This is a genomic window from Bacillus sp. FSL M8-0350, from assembly GCF_038593345.1.
Taxonomy (GTDB): domain Bacteria; phylum Bacillota; class Bacilli; order Bacillales; family Bacillaceae; genus Bacillus; species Bacillus safensis.
On the sequence record NZ_CP151985.1, the window covers coordinates 1954139 to 1974761 of the forward strand.

A 20623-nucleotide genomic window follows, 5' to 3' on the forward strand; every position below is an offset into this window, starting at 1 on the left:
GTTAGAACCTCACTCGAATAATGTTTGGGCGATATTTCTTACCGCTGCTTTTTCCCGGTCATCTTCCAGCTTTTCAACAATGCCTCGTTCAACGGCACGAAGCGGCGGGATGTATTGCGCAAGATCACAAGTATCTAGAAGCGCGCGGATGGATGCTGCTTCTTCACTCACCTGTCCGTTATGAGCTTGTGTAATAAGGTCTGATGAGAGCTGAACGAATTGATCAATTAACCGCTCATCCTTTAAAACAGATTGAGATTGCAGTACATCTTTCAGGGTACCGCCGCCGATATATGGAACGTCAATGACCACAAAACGGTTTTTTAACGCTTCATTTAGAGGCACTGTGCCGACATATCCTTCATTGATTGCCGCAATGACCCCAAAGCCTTCTTCTGCTTTAACAACCTCACCTGTAAATGGGTTTGTCATCATTTTTCTGTAATCGAGTACACCATTTAAAATAGGCAGTGTTTCTGGCTTCGCCATGTTGATTTCATCAATATATAAAAGATGGCCTTTTTTCATTGCTTTTGTCACAGGTCCTTCAATGAATTCAATCGAAGCCACCTGACCATCATTGTGGATGGTTTTATAGCCAATCAAGCTTTCAGCATCAAGATCAACCGAGCAGTTCACACTGTGCATCGGCTGCTGAAAGAAAGCGGATAATGTTTCTGCTAGTTTTGTTTTACCTGAGCCGGTCGGTCCCTTTAAAAGAACGTTTTTTCCTAGTGCTAATGCAATCATGGCATCTTGAATGATAGAAGTATCCTGTGATTCATAGCCGCCTGTTCCAATAAGTGGACGAAATTCTTCTTCCAGCACTTTTGCTTTTGCTTTAATCATTGCTTGAATTTCTTCTGGGAGTGATTGTTCGTTAAACATGTATGATTAATTCCTCTCTTCGATCATTTTCCTCACCAAGTATACTAAAAAAACCTTTATGCACTCAATACATAAAGGTTAGACTTCTGTTATTTTGCCATTTCTTTTGTTATCGCTCCGCAAGCGATACGTTTTCCTGAGTTACCAGAAGGGTTACTTAAGTAATCATCTGCTTCTGCATGAATGATAAAGCTTCGCCCATTTTGATCGATTAATTGATTCGGGCCTCCCTTTAACATCACATCTGGTACATTCACGACAACATCAATTTGTCCATCTGCTCCCACCTCTAAATTAGGCATATCTCCAGCATGGTGCCCCTTTGGATTGTCAAAACCATGCTCTCTATGGGTTGGATTAAAGTGAGCTCCTGCCGTTTCAAAATCTGGCGTTTCACATATTCCTGTTTCATGAATATGAAAACCGTGAGGACCTGGTGGCAGCCCTTTCGCTTTCACATGCAGATCCAGCCCATTTTCTGAGGACTCTCTTATTTCAATGCTTCCTATTTTTTGCCCGCTTTCGTTTATGAGTGGCGTCGTGACTGGTGCTTGTTTAGGTGCTGAAACTTCGCTTGTTTCTTCTGTCGTTTCTTTTTTCGGCGGTGCATGACATGCTGATGCGGTAAAGATCAAACATATCATGATCATCCACACTGACTTTTTCATTTATGACTGCCCCCTTTTGTTATCAGTATGGACAATCACAGCAGCTGGCAAACAAAAAAAGCCGAAAATCGGCTTTTTTTAGAAGAAACGTTTTGCACCTAAGTAGGCTTTTTTCCAATATGGGTTGCTTAAGTTCGAGATTCCTACTCCATTGTCACTTGCATGAAGGAAATCTCCTCCGCCAAGGTATAGTCCCATATGAGAAGGGCCTGCTTTGTACGTTGTAAAATAAACAAAATCTCCAACTTGTGGTGTGCTTACAGGAGTCATCATATTCCAGTAGCCAGCTGTGCTTAATCTGGATACAGATGAAACTTTGTTAATGAGATAGTAAACAAAGCCGCTGCAGTCAAATCCTGCTGGTGTATTACCGCCCCATCTGTAAGGAACGCCTGTCAGCTTTTTCCCCTCTTGAATCATTGTCGTGATCTTTGCATTCATTGGTACATCATTTTTGTTATTGTCGACTGGCTTTGTTGAACCGTTAGACGTAGAACCATTCGATCCAGTTGAACCGGAAGCTGCACCATTGATTTTTAATACTTGTCCAATTCTAAGCACATCACTTTTTAAGTTGTTGGCTGTGCGGATTGATTGAACCTGTACTTTGAATTGATTCGCAATTTTCCATAACGAATCACCTGATTTTACAGTATAAGATGTTGTTTTCCCGCTAGAAGACTGGTTACTGTTTGAATTGCTTGGTTTAGTAGGTTTCGGCTGACTTGGTTTTGATGCAGCCGTCCCTTTTACTTTCAATACTTGATTCGGATAAATCATATCAGATTTTAATCCGTTCAATGTTTTGATTTCACCAATCGACATATTTAGCGAATTCGCAATTTTCCAAAGTGAATCCCCTAATTTAACCTTGTATGTACTTGATGATGAACTATTTGAATTCGTTGTCTTATTGCTTGAGCTGGAATTTGAAGATGAGTTTGAATTTGATGACTGGTTTCCGCTCGTCTTCGTGCTGCCAGATACCTTTAGCTTTTGACCAGGACGAATCAGGTCGCTGTTTAAGCTGTTTAGGCTTTTTAAGCTCGCAACTGACATTTTATGATTTTTTGCAATCAGCCATAAAGAATCGCCAAGCTTTACAGTATAGCTGGAAGTCTTTGAAGCACTTGATTTCGTTGCTTTTGACCCTGTTGATGAACTGGATTTCTTGCTTTTTTCGCCAGGAATTTTCAAGCTTTGTCCTGCAAAAATCATTGTCGTTTTTAATTGATTAAGAGATTGAAGCTCCGAAATACTTGTATTGTACTGTTCGGCAATCTTCCAAAGTGAGTCACCGCTTTTCACCTTGATCGTCTGTGCTTCTGCCGGTGCAGCAAACACAGCTGAGCCAGCGATCGCTGAAACTGTGAGTCCGGTTACTACTTTTTTCTTCATAGAGGAATCTCCGCCTTTCATGATTTTGTTCAATAAGACTTATGTACTAGTTTTGAGTTTAGCATTTAATGGTTCTGCTTCTCTTGCACTATTTTATCTTTATTTCTATTATATTACTCGACATGAAGACGTTGGGCAATAACAAATAGGCTAAAGCAGCCAACTCAAAATGCTAAAATAAAGCCATATCGTTTCTATCGGCTGTTTGTTGTATTTATAAACATTTTTTAAGGAATTTTTAAGTTGACGTTTAGAAATTTGTCAAAACAAGCACGCTGCTAGTTTCATAGTTCTATTCTACATGACAAATTTTTCTGTATCAAATGACTTTTTACTTAATTGGCTGATTTTTCTCCGCAAATAAAAAAGCATCCTTCCGAATGAAGAATGCAGCGTTCGTTATTATTTTCTTATTTCCGGATCTTTTACGGTAAGCGGGTAAAGCACGCCTTCTTTCGCAAACGACATTTTTCCCGTTTCTTCTGACACGACAAGAACAAGTGCATCGGTCATACCAGAGAGTCCGATCGCTGCCCTGTGCCTTGTGCCAAGCGAAGGACTCACTTTTTTTGATGTAAGCGGCAGCACATTTGCAGCAGAGACAAGTGTATTTTCTTTGACTAAAAGAACACCGTCATGCAGTGGATTTCCCGGATAGAAAATGCTTTCTATTAAGGAAGCACTAATTTTCGCATGAAGGTTTGTCCCTTTTTGAATAAAATCCTCAACCTCATCGCGTCTTTGAATCACAATGAGTGCTCCATGCTTTTGTTTTGATAAATTCTCAATGGCTAAAGAAAATTGAGCAAATCCTGGTGTGAATTCTTCCATATACGCTTGTAAATAAAACGACGAGGCCTCTGCATGCATTTCATTAAACTGATCATGCAATGCTTCGAGATCACAAAGTAAACACTGCTCTGTTTCATCAAGAGAATCAATGATGTCACTTGCATCCTTCATAATGTTCATCAAATGTGTTCTCATACCGGCTTTAAATATCACTTCTTCGTTCGTCCGATGGATCATCTGACCTTTTCCCTCCTTCTTTCGCTTGTTGTTATAAAATAGCAAATTGTGCACATTCTATTTGTATGGAGGTGAGCTTAATATGACCATTCAGAAAATCATCCAATATGCTTGCAGCATTTTAGGTGTTGTCAGTCTTTCTTTTATTTATGCCCAAATGTTTAAAAAAACGAAGCCATCTAAGAAAAATAATCCGACGGAGAATTGATTTTTTTACATAGCGTGGTATAATTCCTCTCGTTATTTCTGTTCAGAGAGGAACTTATAATGAGAGAAACGAATAGCATTCGAGCAAAGCTGACACTATTTTTAACCATTTTGATTCCGATTTTAATTACCCAAGCAGGTCTTTCGCTTATTACCTTTTTAGATACGGTGATGTCTGGAAAAGTGAGTGCAGAAGACCTTGCGGGTGTTGCGATCGGTTCTAGTATTTGGACACCTGTTTATACGGGACTTGCCGGGATTTTGATGGCCGTTACTCCGATTGTGGCTCAGCTGATGGGCGCTGGGCATAAAGAAGATGTTCCCCGGGCTGTCTTTCAGGCGATCTATTTGTCCTTTCTTTTAAGTATCGCTGTGATTGTGATTGGTACGATTAGCGTTCCTTACATACTAGGAGGACTTGGACTCGAGCACTCTGTAGAGGATATTGCCCGGCATTTTCTCAGCTTTCTTGCTTTTGGCATCCTCCCGCTATTTGGTTATTCGGTGCTACGGTCATTTATTGATGCATTAGGGAAAACACGTGTGACGATGTTCATCACGCTCACAGCACTTCCTATTAACTTTGTTTTAAATTACGTATTTATTTTTGGGAATTTGGGCTTTCCAAAGCTTGGGGGTGCGGGTGCCGGTCTTGCATCTGCAATGACGTATTGGGCGATTTTCATCATGAGTATTTGTATTGTCATTAAAGCAGAACCATTTGCCTCATTTCGTTTGTTTCAAAAACTGCCTCGAATGAATATCTCCCGTATAGGGCAAATACTGAAAATTGGCCTTCCTATCGGGTTTGCGATCTTTTTTGAAACGAGTATCTTTGCAGCAGTGACGCTATTAATGGGTCACTTTGATACCATTACAATCGCCAGTCACCAAGCAGCGATGAACTTTGCTTCTATTCTTTATATTTTACCGCTTAGCATCTCAATGGCGTTAACGATCGTTGTTGGGTTTGAAGCGGGGGCTAAGAGGTATCAAGACGCGCAAAGCTACAGCTATATCGGCATTGGAACGGCGGTATTATTCTCATTATGTACGGCGGCCCTCATCTTGCTATTCAGACCAGAGATCGCTGGTTTATATACAGCTGAATCAGCTGTTTTACAAATGACACAGCACTTTTTGATTTACGCGATCTTTTTCCAGCTGTCAGATGCGATTGCTGCACCCATTCAAGGGGCTCTGCGCGGCTATAAAGATGTGAATTATACGCTCATTGCTGCTTTTGTCTCTTACTGGGTCATCGGTCTTCCTGCCGGTTATCTCATTGGCACATATACCTCCTTTGGGGCGTTTGGTTATTGGATCGGACTGATTGCCGGGCTTGCCGCAGGCGCCATCGTCCTCTTTATCCGTCTTAAATTGATTCAAAAACGTCAACTCAGCCATGTATCGAATCACTAAATACAACACAAAAAAGCAGCTGACATAGATCAGCTGCTTTTTTGATTAATCATTCCAATGATACGTCCAGAAAATTTCTTCATCAAACCATTTTTGGACGACTGGTTCTTTGTTTTTTAGCTTTTGTTCAAGCTCTCTCAGCATGCCCTCTGTTTGCGTTCTATGCGCTCTCAGTGCATTTAATTTGATATCTGCCACATCTGTAATATCAATCACAATATCCGCATGTCCAAGCACTTCTTCTCTATTTTTCGTAATGGCCATGCAGTATGTGACAGGACGGTCTTCTTTTTTCTTGCGGTATAGAGCACGAATCACAGCTTCACCTGTCGCATCATGATCAGGGTGTACACCGTGTCCTGGATAAAACGTCACAATGAGTGTCGGTTTGACTTCATCAATGATGGTTTCCATCACATCTGCCAAATACTCGTCGTCTTCAAATTCCAATGTTTTATCACGCAGTCCAAGCATACGTAAGTCAGTGATATCCATTTCTTTGCAGGCATTGATTAATTCCTGTTTTCTTAATTCAGGAAGTGTTTCACGGTTAGCATATGTTGGGCTTCCCATATTTCTGCCCATTTCCCCAAGTGTCCCGCATGCATATGTGACGGGAATTCCGCGTTTTCTGCTTTGTGCAATGAGACCAGCCACCCCAAAGGATTCATCATCGGGGTGAGGCAGCATCACTAGTACATGTTCGTTCATGACTTGTCACCCTTTCTTCTACACCTGAAATGGTGTTTCACTAATTTGTAATGAGATCGCTAGTTTGCCGTCTGGCAAGTGTCCAGCTAATAGCAGGCGGCCTTGGTCATCAAACACATAATCGGTTAATCCTTCTGCGTAAATCCAGCCATCTTCTGTTTTCATTCCAACACGGTATGGACCTTGTCCTTTTATTTTCGCCTGTGAATAGACGACTTTCGCGTTGCGGATATACGCCACAACCGTCATATTTTGTTCATTTACATGAGCTGAATAAGAACCAGTTGTCGTTTCAAGATGAACGAAGACTGGACGATTTAAAAACGATTCAAGATGTGTTGTGACATCTTCCGTTTGAATTGGTTTCATGAGTGGTTCCTTCCTTCATTTTGAATTAATTCTCGCAGCTTTTTCGTATGTAAGCTGATCAGCTGCAGCTGATGATCATGCTTAAGCTCACTTTCTAAAATTCTCTCCACAGCAAGCACATACTTTTGGTGTAAGGATTTCCTCGCCCGCGGATGTGTTCGTGCATCGAGTAAATCATCACATATGGCCTCGTGTAAAGAAGACATATCATCAACATCAAGCTGACGATTTTTCCATAAAGATTGATAGGCGGCTGCAAGCTCATGAGCTGACGACATATGATCACCTCTACAGTTTTGTTAACAACTTATTATGACATGATCCGCCTGCAAAAAAAAGCAAACTGCTCGTTTGGCTTAATGAGAATTCGCTGTTTTTTTCATGCGTAATTGAGAGGTGGTAAACAGTAAAATCGCCACCCAAATACAAAGGAACGTCACAATTTTAGCTGCGGATAAGTGTTCGTGATAGACAAACAGCCCTAAAAACAGCGTAATTGTCGGTGCAATGTATTGCAAAATGCCCACTTGATAAAGTGGAATTCTTTTTGCGCCTTCTGAGAATAAAAGAAGCGGCACGGCTGTAAAAACGCCTGCAAAAAATAAGAGACCGAGCGACCCGAAGCTGTTAGGATTCATAGTCACCACAGGTTCTTTTAAGAAAAATAATAAGTACACAAGTGCAGCCGGTGCGAGAAGCAGCGTTTCAATCGTCAAACCAATCGCGCTCGTGAAGCTCATCCTTTTTTTGATCAAACCATAAAAGCCGAAGCTAAGGGCTAATAAGAAAGCAACGACAGGAAATGACCCGTATTGAACTGTTGAAAGGATCACCCCAAATGCGGCAATAAGAATGGCAATGGTTTGCCATTTATTTAGTCGTTCTTTTAAGAAAATAATCCCTAATAGAACGGATACAAGCGGATTAATATAATACCCTAAACTTGCTTCTAGCATAAGACCATGATTGACTGCCCAAATGTAGACATACCAGTTGACTGAAATTAAAATAGCAGATAAAAGTAATGAAAAAAATGCTTTACCATCCAGTATGAGACCCTTTACTGTCTGCATCGCTGGGCGGACTTGTTTTAAATACAAAAGAATACCGCACATAAACACAAATGACCATAAAATTCTGTGTGCTAAAATTTCGCCTGACGAAATATGTTCCATCAGCTTCCAATATAACGGGAATAAACCCCAGAGTGTAAAAGATGCTGCCGTGTAGAGAACACCTTTTGATTGCTGTTCGTTCAATGTAACCATCCCTTTCTAAATCTAACGTATATTATAGCACGCACGCAGGCGAATGGGCATATACTAATTCAGGGCATTTAGAAAGGATGATTCGCATGTTCGACTGGAACCGATTATTCCCTTTTCAAAAGCAGTTCTCAAAAGAAGCCTTAAAGAATTCAGATCCTAAAGACGTTGAGCAGTATGTCAATCAAGTCATGGAAAGTGTCTTCGGCTCCAATTATCCTGCTCAGTTCCCATTTCAGGACCCCCTTTCTCAAAATCAAAAAACGAGAGAAACTGATGTCGAAAAAGAAAAAGAGCCAGAAGTCGAAGTGTTCGAGACGACTGATCATGTGTTTGTCAAAATTGAAATTGCTCGTCCGAACACAGAAAAAGTCAAAATCAAACATACAGCCAATCTGCTGTTTATTGATCATTTTCCTGAAGAAGGGACGCAGAAGAAAGTCGTCCTCCCTGCTGCTGTGAAACGAAAAGGAACGAAGGCGTCGTATCAAGATGGTATATTGGAAATTATGTTTTTAAAGCATGATGATCCAGGAATTTCTGAAATTGATATTCCATTATAAAAAGCCTGCTTTAAGAACGGAAGCAGGCTTACTCTTTTTTCTTAATAATATGGTGGATATCCGCCGCCATAAGGTGGTGGAGCAGGCGGTGGTGGCGGCGGGTAATATGGACGGGGATAATTAAAAATCGCACTTCCTAGAAATCCGCCAAGCAGTCCGCCGACTAAAGGAGCGCCAAAACCAAAAAACAAAGGGACTCTGGATTCATATGGCGGAATGCCAGGGGCGCCGCCTCGAAAATACGGAGTATGAGGGTACATGCATTTCTCCTCCTTTGTCATGTGCCTAACATCAGCATATTCATCAGGAGTCAAAATGTTTGGGCAAACCTGAAACTAGGCTTGCTCCTTTTTCCCGTGAGAGTCTGTATACTCCCCTGCCCACCGAGATACCTCATGAAACACATCATGTAACGCATTCCCTTTTTCAGTTAAACTGTAAATGACTTTGACAGGCGTCTCAGGCAGGACGGTCCGCTCTATAATCCCTTCTTGCTCGAGCTCTTTTAAACGCTCTGCGAGCATTTTTTGACTGATCGACGGGATCGTGTCTGTGAGGTCTTTAAAACGCTTTGGTCCATCAAGCAATACATGTATAATGAGACCGTTCCACCTTTTGCCTAGGAGTAAAAAAGCTTGCTGAATGTGTGGACATAATTGAAATTCCATAAATTTCAGCCTTTCTTTTCATGATTGTTTGACAAACTAACGGTGTACAATTTAAAATATCTCTAGTTACAATAAGTAAGTTTCTCACTTTTTAGTTATTGTATCATATTATTTGCAAAAACGGGAGGAAATATCCATATGGCGACCGATCAAAAAACAATTGATATCTTAAAACAAAGAGCTTCAGTAAAAGAGTATGATACTTCTCATGAAATGACAAAAGAAGAGTTAACAGAGCTTCTTGAAATCACAACAAAAGCACCATCTGCTTGGAACCTTCAGCATTGGCATTTCACTGTTTTCCATAGTGCTGAAGCAAAAGCAAAATTACTTCCAATCGCTTACAACCAAAAGCAAGTATCACAGGCATCAGCTGTTATTGCAGTTCTAGGTGACCTTGAAGCTAACCAAAATGGCGAAAAAATCTACAGTGAACTGGCAGAACAAGGCTTCATTACTGAAGACATTAAAGAAACATTGATGACTCAAATCAATGGCGCATACCAAAGCGAGCAATATGCACGCGAAGCAGCGTATTCAAATGCTTCATTAGCTGCTATGCAATTAATGATTGCGGCAAAAGCAATGGGCTATGATACATGTGCAATGGGTGGTTTCAGTAAAGACGCGTACATCAAAGAATTCAATGTAAGCGGCCGCTACGAGCCGGTTATGCTGATTTCAGTTGGTAAAGCAGCGAAAGAAGCTCATAAAAGCAATCGTTTCGACATCGAAAAAGTATCTGATTTCCTTTAAAAATTGGAAAAGCCTCAGCCTTTATGCTGGGGCTTTTTTATTTGCTTTAAATATTATTTCTACATACTTTCTTTCACCTTCCCCCTCTTTACATCTTCACTCTTTCTCCTTTGACAAGAATGAAAGCGTTATATTAGTATGATATTCACCAAAATGATTGTTTTTTCTGAAAATGGTCTTGTGATCTAATCTGACAACTGCTATTATTATGAAATTACAAAATATTCAGGAGGAAATCATGAACAAAAAATTGATGCTGGCACTACTTATCGCGATTCCATTCATCGGACAGCTCGCATTGCTGCCTTTTGCAAATCGCATTCATCCATTTGTCATCGGCCTGCCCTTTTTCCACTTCTGGCTCTTGCTATGGATTGTACTCACACCAATTTGCACATTTATCATTTATAAGATGCAACATTCAAATGGAGGAACTGACTAATGCAAGGAAATTTAACAGCTTTATTGATTACTGCAAGTATTATTCTCATCGTCGTGGTCATCGGATTTGCCGCTGGTCGTGACAAATCATCAAGACAGTCAGTAGAAGAATGGTCTGTCGGCGGAAGAAAATTTGGCGGACTGCTCGTCTGGTTCCTCGTTGGCGCAGACTTATATACAGCTTATACCTTTTTAGGGCTTACAAGTACAGCTTATACAGCTGGAAGCGTCGCTTTTTTCGCTATTCCTTATTCCGTCCTAGCTTATTTTATTGCTTATTTCTTTTTACCGAAACTATGGACTGTTGCGAAAAATCACAACCTTACAACACTTGCCGATTATGCACGTGAGCGGTTTGACAGCAAGCTGTTATCCAGTTTGATTGCGATTGTTGGAGTACTTATGCTGATTCCTTATATTTGTCTTCAGCTGAGCGGGATTCAAGATACGTTAACTGTCGCTGGAACTAGTTATATTAATGTGAATGCAGTTGTTATTATTTCATTTATTTTAGTTGCACTTTATACATTTTTCAGTGGTATTAAAGGTCCTACATATACAGCCATTATTAAAGATATTCTCGTTTGGGTGATCATGCTGTTTATGGTCGTTTCACTGCCGATCATTCATTTTAACGGCTGGACACCGATGATGAATACGTTAGCCAAAGAAGCACCTCAGCTTCTAACGATCCCTGAAGGCGGTCCTAAAGGCATTTTATGGTTTATTACTGCTTCAGGCGTTTCTGCTCTTGCTTTGTTTATGTGGGCACACGCAGCAACTGGGGTTTTTACAGCCAAAAGCGCAGATGCCATCCGTAAAAACAGTATGTTTTTGCCTCTTTATAATATTGTATTGATTTTGGTCATCTTCCTTGGATTTATTGCTTTTTTAGTCTTACCAGAAGATACAAATCCAAGATTTGCTCTTCTTCATTTAATTCAAACATCATATGGCGGCGTGATGCAGGGGCTCGCTTATTCAACGATTGCACTGGCTTCCCTCATTCCATGCTCCATCATGGCCATTGGCGCATCAAATTTATTTGCCAATAATTTATACCGTGACTTAATTCATCCGAATGTGTCACCTAAAAGATTGACCATCATTACACGTTCGATGGTGTTTATCGTCATCGGGCTCGCTCTTTTGTTCGGGATGTTGTTCCCAACTGCACTTGTCACGCTTCAGCTCATTGGTGTTTCAGGAATGGTTCAAATCTTCCCAGCTATTGCCATCAGCTTATTCTGGAAAAAACAATCGAGAGAAGCAACGATTGCCGGGTTAGTCATTGGAATCATCGTTACCTTTACAGCGAATATCTCACAAGTCACGTTCGGCCTTTATGAAGGTTTTCTTGGGTTACTAGCAAACGTCGTCGTCATCTTGATTTTGAATCCATTCTTCCAAAACAAGGTCACATCCAATTCTGTCATGAATGATCTATTTGAAAAGGATCATGAAAAAACAGAAGCGCTCACAAACGAAGTGTAAGGATAAGAAAAAGCAGTCCCCTGATGAGGACTGCTTTTTTTATTTCATCTCTTTTTTCAAGACTTCAATGGCTTTTTTCATTTGTGTATCGTTGTTCTTTAGCTTATCTTGGATCTTTGTCATCAGAACGGTCGTTGTATCTCCTGTCAGAATACCGTCTGATTTGAGATCGTTGTCTGTTTGGAAGCTTTTGACGATAGACTGGAATGCTTGATCGTACTCACCGTTTGCTTTTGCTTTGTAGCCAAGCGCTTGGAACATTTTTTGAGCTGCTTTGACTTCATCTCCATTGTCATTTAGCTCATATGATTTTTTCGGGCTTAAGTAAGGCAGCTTTGCATAACTCGGAAGAGCTGCTTTGACCTGTGGTTCGATACCTTTTTTGTGGATCCAAGAACCGTCTGGTGTCAGCCATTTTGCAATGGTTAACTTGACACTAGAACCATCATTATAGTTTTGCGCATTTTGAACAGTTCCTTTGCCAAATGTCTTTTCACCCACAATTTGAATGCCTGAAGATTGGTGCAGAGCCGCCGCCATGATTTCAGCAGCGCTGGCTGATCCTCCATTTACAAGGACAACTGCCGGCTGATGGACTTTGCGTTCTTTTTCAGCCTTGTACACTTGTTTCTTCCCTTTTTCTTCAACCTGCATGATGACTTTTCCTTTATCAATAAAGTCATTGCTCATTTCAATGGCTTCTGTCATGATGCCGCCTGGATTATCTCTCAGGTCAATGACAAAACCTTTTGCCCCTTTTTTCTCGAGGTCATCAATTGCTTTATCCAGCTCTTTCGATGTGGTTTCAGCAAAGGACGTAATTTGGATTTCTCCTATTTTGTCTTTTGTGAGTTTTGCATACACCGTTTCAAGCGGAATCGTGTCTCTTGTGATGGTCACATCTACATTACCGACTCCTTGACGATTGAGATGCAGCTTAACATCCGTTCCTTTTTTCCCTCTAATGAGAGAGACTGCTTTATTGACCGACATTCCTTTGGTGCTTTTTCCATCCACTTTTAAAATATGATCATGAGGTTTCAAACCAGCTTTTTCAGCAGGAGAGCCTTTAATCGGCGCGACAATTAAAATTTGTCCATCCTTCTCTTCTACTTGTGCACCAATTCCTTCAAATGAAGAAGAAATGGTATTGTTAAATCCTTCGGCTTCCTCCTGATCCATATATGTAGAGTATGGATCATCAAGTGATGCAATCATTCCTTGGATCGCACCATCTACTAGTTTTTGATCATCCGTTTTTTCGTAATACTCATCCTTTACCTTCGTATACGCAGCCATGAGTTTACTAAACTTCTCGTCTCCTGAGACGCTGACAGCACCTTGTTTTGTGATCACAAATGTAATCGCTGAGGACAGTGCAGCAGTCACCAGAATGGCTACCACGAACTTCATTTGTTTTTTCAAAAAAACACCACCTTTATCTCCTTTCATTATTATCAAGGACGATGCTTCATCCGTCAACCAAAGGATCAACTTCTATTTGAAAAGATAAGCCATTTGCCCCTCTATTGCATAATCTTTAGAGAGGAACAGGATAAGGAAAGAAGGGATTATATGAGTGATTATGTAGAAATGCTTGCTTATTTTGGCGTATCAGGTGCCCATCCTGGCGGAATTGAGTTAACAAAAACGATGATTGAGCATATAAAACTGCCGCCTCATGCACGAATACTTGACGCTGGATGCGGTACAGGACAGACCGCCGCCTATTTAGGAAATATAGGTTATCAGGTGGAGGCCATTGATACGCATCCATTGATGATTGAAAAGGCGAACCTGCGATTCAAACGGGAGGAACTGCCGATCCGTGCTTTAGAGGCATCCATTGAGCAGCTGCCCTTTCCAGATCAAGCGTTCTCTCTACTCATCAGTGAATCTGTTTTAAGCTTTACCAAGCTGCGTGATGCACTAGCTGAGATCAAACGTGTGCTTGCTCCTGGCAGCCAATTGATTGCAAATGAAGCTGTGTTAAAAGCCCCTCTTACGCCTGAAGAGCTTGCAGCGGTTCGGAATTTTTACGGCTTCCACTCGCTCTTGTCGCTTGAAGAATGGAAGGAGCAGTTAACCGAAGCGGGCTTCCGTGACATTCAGATCCTCTCATTCGATGAACATATGGGGCAGGAGGAGCCGACAGAGATGGAATTATCTGAACACATACCCCCTTCTCTTTACGAAACGCTGCAAACACACTACGATCTCATTCAAGCACACCGAAAGCAGCTAAGTCACATTCTATTTGAATGTACCGTATAAAATGAGCGAATCTCCTATATGTTTTGTCCAAACTCTATGAAGTCTCTCGCATAGGATAAGAGTGAAAAGAGTTTGTCATAAGGAGGAAAAACATGGAGCGCTACTACAAGCTTTGTCAGCAGCACATGGGGAAAGTCGCTAGAATCACTGACCGTAATGGCAGAGTACACGTCGGACGCATTGAGCGTGTGACAAACCGCAAAGTTTATATTCGTCCAGTCGGCGGGTCTCGCGGAGGCTTTGGCTTTGGTTATTGGGGCGGATATTATGGCTGGGGTGCAGCGTATGGCATCGGCCTCGGTTTCATTACCGGCTTCGCATTAGCAGGATTGTTCTTTTTTTAAAAGAAGAATAAGAGAAGGCCTCCCGAATAGCTGGGAGGCCTTTTACTTGTTTAGATTTTCTTTACTTTGTTCATGTATTCTTCAAATGTTAAATCGTGATCATGCATCGCTTTTGCGGCTTCTTTTCCCACATAGCGCAGATGCCACGGCTCATATTCGTATTTCGTAATGTCTTCTTTTCCTTTTGGATAACGGATGATAAAGCCATATTTATAGGCGTTTTTAGCCACCCATTTGCCATCTGGTGTTTCACCAAACTTTTCAGAGATCTCAAAACCGGCACTTTTTGAGGAAATGTCCATGGCTAAACCTGTTTGATGTTCACTTTCGCCTGGTAAAGCGACTGCTTCTTGTGCTTTTTCTTTGCCTTTTAATTTGACCTCACTATCAAAAATGACTTTTTGACGGTCATAGGAGCGATAGCCAGATACTGCAGCAAGCTCGAAGTTTTCCTTTTTTGCACCTTTGAATAACTTCTCAAGCGCTTCCGCTGCTTCTTTGCGGATATATCGCTTTTCAATATCTTCCGAAAAAGAGAATTCTACTTTTGGTACAACGAGATCAGAAGGTTTATAGGTTCCTGGTAATGCATATTCTTTGTTGACAAGTGCTAGCACATTTTCAGGATTTTGAATGGTTTTCAGACCGCTCACAACCTTGATGTCATTGAAATATTCACTCTTTAACGTCAGCTCTTGATTCGATGAATCTGCCTTATCGTTTGAGTTGTGCTGGGGAGATGAACTTGCTGCGTTTTTTTGTTCGTTTGTTTTGTTTGATTCAGATGTACCGCTTTTTTGATCCAGCAACTGGCAGCCTGATAGCGCGGCTGTCAAACCAAGAATCGATGCGATTGAGAGTATTTTGTAGCTTTTCTTCATGACATACCTTCCTTTTGCTCTTCTAAAAAAATAAAGATGCGCTACATTGTAGCACACCCTTTATACTATTATAAAACGGAGTCTAGCGCAATTAAGATCATTTCATCAAACGTTGTTTGACGCTCTTCAGCCGTTGTTTCTTCTCCTGTTAGAACGTGGTCACTCACAGTCAAAATTGATAACGCTTTTCGATCAAATTTTGCTGCAAGAGAATAAAGAGCGGTTGTCTCCATTTCGATCGCTAGGATACCATATTGAGCCATGAGCTCAAGTGGTTTTTCATTGTAAAATTGGTCTGCTGTAAATACATTTCCGACACGTACAGCGACATTTTTTGCTTCTGCCGTGTCGTAGGCTTTCTTAAGCAGGCCAAAATCAGCGCATGGCGCATAATCAATCGGTCCAAATGCCACACGATTCATTTGTGAATCTGTTGATGATGTCTGGGCTAAAATGACGTCACGTACATTGACATCTCTTTTGATGGCTCCGCAAGATCCAACGCGAATTAAGTTTTGAACATCATAGCTTTGAATGAGTTCATTCACATAAATCGAAATAGACGGTACGCCCATCCCAGTGCCCTGTACAGAAACACGTTTTCCTTTATAGGTTCCAGTATAGCCATACATTCCGCGCACTTCGTTATAGCACTCAACATCTTCTAAATATGTATCTGCAATATATTTCGCACGCAGCGGATCGCCTGGCAGCAATACCGTTTCTGCAATTTGTCCTTTTTCTGCTCCAATATGTACACTCATTTTTTAGCCTCCACTTACGTTTACTATGTATTTTATCCTATTTATTATAAACGATTGAGCTAAAAAAAGAAAATACCAGCTGAATCTCAAGCTGACATCATCAATCATCTATTTAACTTATCGTCATCATTCGTTCACTGCGTTTCCACCCTGCCGGAGAGAGCTGATAATAGCACTTCCCCTTTTTCTTATCATCAATCACAACAATATCACCTGTTGTGATAAACCGCGCATTGTAATCATTAGGGACTGTATCATGTACATTAAATGTCGAGAATGCTTTTTCCAGTACATCAAGGTGTGTTCTGCCGCCAATCTTTGTCCGGTACACAGGCAGATGCCCGCTTGCAGCGCCATATTCAGGTGTCTGATAAATGGTTAAGTGAAATGCTGAAGGTTTCTTTTGAAAAAATCTCAACGTCAATTGCATTCAAATCCCTCCCCTTTTATATAAAATTGGCTGGGATCTGTCAATTTCCTTCTTCTATTTTTGTCGAATGACAGGCAATCTTTCGTCAATCTTTTTACAAATGAGAAATAAAGCGAGTCCTATCACAAAGCCTCCTGCAACATCTGTCAAATAATGCACCCCGATATACATCCGGCTGATGCCAATGGCCAGAACGCAAAGCCCTGTGATCAAATAGACGATTTTTTGTCTTTCTTTCAGCCATGGGATCATTTCAACTAATAGATAAGCCATAAAAGGGTAGATTGTGGCTGCATTCATCGAATGTCCGCTCGGAAAGCTGTAATACGTTTCACCTACAAGGTGATCAAAGGCCGGACGCTCTCTAGCAAACAGCCCCTTTAATTCATGATTGATTGTTTTTTCTGTGAGATATAGTAGAAAAAGCATCATGATAGAGTAGTAGCGCTTATACATAAACAAGACCACACTAAAAATGAGCATGATTGGAACGAGCAGCGCGCTGATGCCTAAGTCCGTCAAAGCCAGCATGACATCATTTAAAAAAGGGAGTCTGATGCTTTCAAACCATAAAATGATCTGGTTGTCCAAATCTTGAAAAGCCCCAGATACCATGAGCGCAGCAATGGCGCCAAATAAAATGAAATGATATAGGATGTACACGCGAAAGATTCCCCTCCCTCTCTCTTCAGAATCTCTTCAAAGTATAGTACCTACCACGCCTCTTCTTCAACTATCATTGCTTTTTTCAGCATATATTCAAATGTAATGTCAGCCAGCTCAAATGTTTCAAGCTCAGCAGGTATGTACCCTCTTTTGATCAGCTCCACGTAGAAGAACTCCGCAATTTCCTCTGTATCAATCACCAAATCTGCTTCTTTCATTGCATTCCGCCTCCTTTTTTATGATGTATGAACGCCGGCTGTTTTTTATTACAGTTTGTCATAATGGCTCATTCCATACATATAAATGCAGTAAACAAAAAGAAAAGGGGCTTGAGGCAATGAAATGGTTAAGCATATTAGATGGAGAAACTTTTGATCAGGTGATGGGCCGTATCTTGAGGGGATGGTTTTATGTGATTGCATTTTTCTGTGTGCCTTATTTTTTATTCGTGTTAGGACAAGTCTTTCTTTAACCAAAATGTTCGTGTAAACTTTCCAAAATAAAATCCATCATATCCTTATATTCTGGATCTTTGAAAAATTCATAGAGAATTTTATAATCGTTATAAATATCAAGAAGCTCATCCACTATAGATACAGCCAGAAATTCAAGTGAAGATTCGCTTTCTTGTTTCTCTTCTAGCTGCAATAGAGCCGTTTGGACCATATCTTCTTCTAACTCTTTTGAGGTTTCTCCGACGTAATGCACAAAAAGAAGCTGATGAACAAACTGGTCCATCTCATATTTTCTTAGGACAAGCGTTAAATCTTCCTCTTCTGTTTCCAGCCACTCTCCGTCTTTCAGCCTCGTGAGTTCGTAAATGACATCTTCCCAGCCATCTTCAAGGTAGCGCCAAATTTCAGTCCGATGACCGATGATTTTAAATAGCTCTTTTCCGTAATCTTTTACATATACAACATCGCCAATGAGGAACTCATATTCAATGTCCAGCTTTTCTGTATCGACAATCACTCCGCTATACTCATCGTAAAGCTGAAGTGATGTTTCAAAATAAAGCACCTCATTATGATTGACCTCATATAAATAGTGCTGGTCAATTTGATGGACTTTTGTAATCGTTCCGACTGTGCCGTACATGACAACGACGACAATATCCCCTACTTGATATTTTGGTGCTTTCGCCTTCATTCTGTCTCCCCCTTGCCCGACTTTTGGTCTTAACGTATCGTATGCCGGCGCAAGGAATTCTGCATGGGCAACCAAACCATGCAAAACGCCATTTTATTTCTCATGAAAAAACCGCTTCTCCATCCGGATAAGCGGTTGCGTGTTATTTTTTTTTGACTTCTACTTCGTATTGCTCAAACGCTTCGTCAAATGTTGTCATTGAGCTTAAATAATCACCATTTAATTCTAAATAAGCGCACAGCTCATGATAATCTGTGGAAGCTTTAGGAAAGCTGTGATCCTCGTACGCAGCATTTGCGAAATGACTGATTTCATCTTTCGGTTTTGGATGTCTGAACTTCATTAAATAATGGTAAAACGACTTCACCTGTTTTTCCCTCCGCGACACACTATTTTGTTGTTATATTATACAGCAATTTGATGACTTGTATAGGCAGAGGTACAACTTATGATGAAAAGTCAAAGTAATTTCGCTTTAATAACCGCTCCATGCTCATTAATTCTTCATAGGAGATTTTTTCTGGAAGTTTTGTCTGATCCACTAAAATTAATTGATCTTCAATCTCTTTGACCGTCTCATCCTTTTGATAGGTCATCCCGCAGTGCGTGCAGGAAATGGACGGCGTTTCGATGATTTCAATTGATTGTGTGCCCGTGATCAGTTCCCAATAGACTGTTGTCTGCTCCGCATTTGCTTTGTTTTCCTCACACCAATCACATGTCAGCAAGGCTATTTCTCCTCCTTTACGGTTTGTTCTTTTTTGAGCTGCGCTTGATATTTCTTCTCTTTTAATTCATCTCGTTTTTCACGTTTGTTTTTAAGTGTGTCGTGCTCAGGATTTGTCTCATATGCTTCTCTACGTTTCATTCGGCTTAAATTCTCAGGCGTAAACGATCTCGCTTCATCCTCTAATAGTGCGGTAATACCAATTGCCGGTTCTTGTTTCTCTTCATAAATTTCATTAAAATACGCATCTGCCTGGCCTGCGACGTAATGCTCTGGTTCTGGATAAGAGGTGATGACACCTTCAAAGTTACGAAGGACGACTTTGTCAGGGCTTTGCGATAATAAATAATTTGGCTGTAAAGCAATTTTCCCTCCGCCTCCTGGCGCATCTACTACAAAGCTTGGTACTGCATAACCACTCGTATGTCCTCTTAAGCCTTCAATGATTTCAAGCCCTTTTGATACCGGCGTTCTAAAGTGGCCAATGCCCTCAGATAAATCACATTGATAAATATAATATGGTCTGACCCGAATCTTCACAAGATCGTGCATCAGCTTCTTCATAATCGGCACACTGTCATTAATACCTGCAAGGATGACGGCCTGATTCCCTACAGGAACACCGGCATTCACAAGACGTTCGCACGCTTCTTTTGCTTCTTTTGTGATTTCAATACTTGTATTGAAATGGGTGTTCAGCCAAACTGGGTGATATTTTTTCAAAATCTCGCACAGCTCATCTGTAATACGCTGTGGAAAGACAACCGGCGCGCGGGTTCCAATCCGAATGATCTCAACGTGCGGAATATCCCGTAAGTTTTTCAAAATGTATTCAAGCACTTGATCATTGATTAACAGCCCATCTCCGCCAGAAATTAACACGTCCCGCACCTCAGGTGTTTCTCTAATATATCCAATTGCAGCATCTAACTGCTTTTTCGGCACACCCATACCAATCTGGCCGGAAAAACGTCTTCTCGTACAATAACGGCAGTACATGGAGCACTGATTTGTCACAAGAAACAGTACACGATCTGGATATCGGTGCGTGAGCCCCGGGACAGGTGAGTCCTCATCTTCATGCAGCGGGTCTTCCAGATCATATTTTGTTTTATGAAGCTCTTCTGCAATTGGCACAGATTGCATACGTATTGGACATCTTGGATCGTCTGGATTCATCAGTGAGGCATAGTAGGGTGTAATGTTGAGTGGAATGGTTTTAGTGGAAATCTTCACCCCTTCTCGTTCCTCTTCTGTTAAGTTTACGATTTTTTCTAAATCCTCAAGCGTTTTCACGGTATGCGTCAGCTGCCAAATCCAGTCGTTCCACTTTTCCTCAGGTACATCCTTCCAAAGCTCAATGTCCTTCCAGTGACGTGCCGGTTCATACAATTTCTGATTCATATCCATTCCCCCTATCAGCATTCACTTTATACTATGCAAGTTATGTGCCAACATGGGAAAATGCCCCTATTCTTTACAAAAGGAGCTTTTACCCGTCATATTCAA

29 protein-coding genes are annotated in these 20623 nt (G+C 41.0%); 9 read left to right on the plus strand and 20 right to left on the minus strand.

The window, feature by feature from the left end:
* Positions 1-9 precede the first annotated feature (9 nt).
* The 4 genes from NSS80_RS09820 to cdaS form a co-directional block, all read right to left on the minus strand.
* Positions 10-888: a MoxR family ATPase gene (locus NSS80_RS09820; protein WP_041117703.1), complete on the minus strand. Its 879-nt coding sequence runs from the start codon at positions 886-888 to the stop codon at positions 10-12.
* An 89-nt stretch (positions 889-977) separates the two neighbouring features.
* Complete coding sequence (locus tag NSS80_RS09825; protein ID WP_034280578.1) at positions 978-1556, minus strand: superoxide dismutase family protein; 579 nt, start codon at positions 1554-1556, stop codon at positions 978-980.
* A gap of 78 nt (positions 1557-1634) precedes the next feature.
* Positions 1635-2954 (minus strand): peptidoglycan endopeptidase, encoded by a 1320-nt coding sequence (locus NSS80_RS09830; RefSeq protein WP_041117706.1) that lies wholly within the window; start codon positions 2952-2954, stop codon positions 1635-1637.
* 402 nt (positions 2955-3356) lie between these two features.
* Positions 3357-3983: a sporulation-specific diadenylate cyclase CdaS gene (gene cdaS / locus NSS80_RS09835; protein ID WP_342498177.1), complete on the minus strand. Its 627-nt coding sequence runs from the start codon at positions 3981-3983 to the stop codon at positions 3357-3359.
* Positions 3984-4065: 82 nt separating this feature from the next.
* Here cdaS and NSS80_RS09840 point away from each other — a divergent pair, with 82 nt between their 5' ends.
* Together NSS80_RS09840 and NSS80_RS09845 are read left to right on the plus strand one after the other, a co-directional pair.
* Complete coding sequence (locus NSS80_RS09840; protein ID WP_008359993.1) at positions 4066-4191, plus strand: hypothetical protein; 126 nt, start codon at positions 4066-4068, stop codon at positions 4189-4191.
* Positions 4192-4250: 59 nt separating this feature from the next.
* On the plus strand, positions 4251-5612 hold the full coding sequence (locus NSS80_RS09845; protein WP_041117708.1) for an MATE family efflux transporter: 1362 nt from the start codon (positions 4251-4253) through the stop codon (positions 5610-5612).
* A gap of 45 nt (positions 5613-5657) precedes the next feature.
* Here the strand turns inward: NSS80_RS09845 and bshB2 are convergent, their stop codons facing one another.
* The 4 genes from bshB2 to rarD form a co-directional block, all read right to left on the minus strand.
* Entirely contained in the window at positions 5658-6323 is a 666-nt protein-coding gene (bshB2, locus tag NSS80_RS09850) for a bacillithiol biosynthesis deacetylase BshB2 (protein WP_041117710.1), read from the minus strand.
* An 18-nt stretch (positions 6324-6341) separates the two neighbouring features.
* Positions 6342-6692 carry a YojF family protein gene (locus NSS80_RS09855; protein ID WP_024428327.1) on the minus strand — a complete coding sequence of 117 codons (351 nt, stop codon included), beginning with the start codon at positions 6690-6692 and terminating at the stop codon, positions 6342-6344.
* Positions 6689-6970 (minus strand): hypothetical protein, encoded by a 282-nt coding sequence (locus NSS80_RS09860; RefSeq protein WP_024428326.1) that lies wholly within the window; start codon positions 6968-6970, stop codon positions 6689-6691. Before NSS80_RS09860 ends, NSS80_RS09855 begins: the two co-directional genes overlap by 4 nt.
* Positions 6971-7048: 78 nt before the next feature.
* Positions 7049-7960 (minus strand): EamA family transporter RarD, encoded by a 912-nt coding sequence (rarD, locus tag NSS80_RS09865; protein ID WP_029705997.1) that lies wholly within the window; start codon positions 7958-7960, stop codon positions 7049-7051.
* A gap of 86 nt (positions 7961-8046) precedes the next feature.
* Here rarD and NSS80_RS09870 point away from each other — a divergent pair, with 86 nt between their 5' ends.
* Positions 8047-8520 (plus strand): Hsp20/alpha crystallin family protein, encoded by a 474-nt coding sequence (locus NSS80_RS09870; RefSeq protein ID WP_034280567.1) that lies wholly within the window; start codon positions 8047-8049, stop codon positions 8518-8520.
* A 41-nt stretch (positions 8521-8561) separates the two neighbouring features.
* Here the strand turns inward: NSS80_RS09870 and NSS80_RS09875 are convergent, their stop codons facing one another.
* Both NSS80_RS09875 and NSS80_RS09880 read right to left on the minus strand, forming a co-directional pair.
* Positions 8562-8780: a hypothetical protein gene (locus NSS80_RS09875; protein ID WP_024422697.1), complete on the minus strand. Its 219-nt coding sequence runs from the start codon at positions 8778-8780 to the stop codon at positions 8562-8564.
* A 75-nt stretch (positions 8781-8855) separates the two neighbouring features.
* A complete protein-coding gene (locus NSS80_RS09880; RefSeq protein WP_024428324.1) occupies positions 8856-9188 on the minus strand; it encodes a winged helix-turn-helix transcriptional regulator in 333 nt (110 codons plus the stop codon).
* Positions 9189-9326: 138 nt separating this feature from the next.
* Here NSS80_RS09880 and NSS80_RS09885 point away from each other — a divergent pair, with 138 nt between their 5' ends.
* The 3 genes from NSS80_RS09885 (at position 9327) to NSS80_RS09895 (ending at position 11879) form a co-directional block, all read left to right on the plus strand.
* Positions 9327-9944, plus strand: coding sequence for a nitroreductase family protein (locus tag NSS80_RS09885; RefSeq protein WP_041117712.1), 618 nt, complete (start codon positions 9327-9329; stop codon positions 9942-9944).
* Between the two features lie 238 nt (positions 9945-10182).
* A complete protein-coding gene (locus tag NSS80_RS09890; RefSeq protein WP_024422700.1) occupies positions 10183-10386 on the plus strand; it encodes a DUF3311 domain-containing protein in 204 nt (67 codons plus the stop codon).
* The gene (locus tag NSS80_RS09895; RefSeq protein WP_041117714.1) at positions 10386-11879 is read left to right on the plus strand and encodes a sodium:solute symporter; all 1494 of its coding nucleotides are present in this window, start codon (positions 10386-10388) and stop codon (positions 11877-11879) included. The genes NSS80_RS09890 and NSS80_RS09895 overlap by 1 nt, the downstream gene beginning before the upstream one ends.
* Before the next feature lie 39 nt (positions 11880-11918).
* Here the strand turns inward: NSS80_RS09895 and NSS80_RS09900 are convergent, their stop codons facing one another.
* A complete protein-coding gene (locus NSS80_RS09900; RefSeq protein ID WP_041117716.1) occupies positions 11919-13304 on the minus strand; it encodes a S41 family peptidase in 1386 nt (461 codons plus the stop codon).
* Between the two features lie 150 nt (positions 13305-13454).
* Between NSS80_RS09900 and NSS80_RS09905 the strand changes: the two genes are divergently transcribed.
* Positions 13455-14153 carry a class I SAM-dependent methyltransferase gene (locus NSS80_RS09905; protein WP_041117718.1) on the plus strand — a complete coding sequence of 233 codons (699 nt, stop codon included), beginning with the start codon at positions 13455-13457 and terminating at the stop codon, positions 14151-14153.
* 92 nt (positions 14154-14245) lie between these two features.
* Entirely contained in the window at positions 14246-14497 is a 252-nt protein-coding gene (locus NSS80_RS09910) for a hypothetical protein (protein WP_024422704.1), read from the plus strand.
* A gap of 50 nt (positions 14498-14547) precedes the next feature.
* Here NSS80_RS09910 and NSS80_RS09915 read toward each other — a convergent pair whose 3' ends face one another.
* From NSS80_RS09915 to NSS80_RS09935, 5 genes are all read right to left on the minus strand, one after another.
* Positions 14548-15378: a M15 family metallopeptidase gene (locus NSS80_RS09915; RefSeq protein ID WP_024422705.1), complete on the minus strand. Its 831-nt coding sequence runs from the start codon at positions 15376-15378 to the stop codon at positions 14548-14550.
* A 68-nt stretch (positions 15379-15446) separates the two neighbouring features.
* Entirely contained in the window at positions 15447-16142 is a 696-nt protein-coding gene (deoD, locus tag NSS80_RS09920) for a purine-nucleoside phosphorylase (RefSeq protein ID WP_012010274.1), read from the minus strand.
* Between the two features lie 112 nt (positions 16143-16254).
* Positions 16255-16572, minus strand: a complete 318-nt coding sequence (locus NSS80_RS09925; RefSeq protein WP_034280548.1) for a hypothetical protein — start codon at positions 16570-16572, stop codon at positions 16255-16257.
* 54 nt (positions 16573-16626) lie between these two features.
* Entirely contained in the window at positions 16627-17235 is a 609-nt protein-coding gene (locus tag NSS80_RS09930) for a phosphatase PAP2 family protein (RefSeq protein ID WP_317221990.1), read from the minus strand.
* Positions 17236-17285: 50 nt separating this feature from the next.
* Complete coding sequence (locus NSS80_RS09935; protein WP_065214722.1) at positions 17286-17456, minus strand: YozD family protein; 171 nt, start codon at positions 17454-17456, stop codon at positions 17286-17288.
* 119 nt (positions 17457-17575) lie between these two features.
* Between NSS80_RS09935 and NSS80_RS09940 the strand changes: the two genes are divergently transcribed.
* Positions 17576-17710: a hypothetical protein gene (locus NSS80_RS09940; RefSeq protein ID WP_255290989.1), complete on the plus strand. Its 135-nt coding sequence runs from the start codon at positions 17576-17578 to the stop codon at positions 17708-17710.
* Here the strand turns inward: NSS80_RS09940 and NSS80_RS09945 are convergent.
* The 4 genes from NSS80_RS09945 to ablA all read right to left on the minus strand — a co-directional run bounded on the left by NSS80_RS09945 (position 17707) and on the right by ablA (position 20518).
* Positions 17707-18387 carry a hypothetical protein gene (locus NSS80_RS09945; protein ID WP_024422708.1) on the minus strand — a complete coding sequence of 227 codons (681 nt, stop codon included), beginning with the start codon at positions 18385-18387 and terminating at the stop codon, positions 17707-17709. The two genes, NSS80_RS09940 and NSS80_RS09945, sit on opposite strands and share 4 nt — an antisense overlap.
* 142 nt (positions 18388-18529) lie before the next feature.
* Positions 18530-18754 carry a YozE family protein gene (locus tag NSS80_RS09950; RefSeq protein ID WP_024422709.1) on the minus strand — a complete coding sequence of 75 codons (225 nt, stop codon included), beginning with the start codon at positions 18752-18754 and terminating at the stop codon, positions 18530-18532.
* 79 nt (positions 18755-18833) lie between these two features.
* Positions 18834-19115, minus strand: a complete 282-nt coding sequence (locus tag NSS80_RS09955) for a YokU family protein (protein ID WP_012010281.1) — start codon at positions 19113-19115, stop codon at positions 18834-18836.
* A 2-nt stretch (positions 19116-19117) separates the two neighbouring features.
* Positions 19118-20518 carry a lysine 2,3-aminomutase gene (ablA, locus tag NSS80_RS09960; protein ID WP_034280543.1) on the minus strand — a complete coding sequence of 467 codons (1401 nt, stop codon included), beginning with the start codon at positions 20516-20518 and terminating at the stop codon, positions 19118-19120.
* Positions 20519-20623 lie beyond the last annotated feature (105 nt).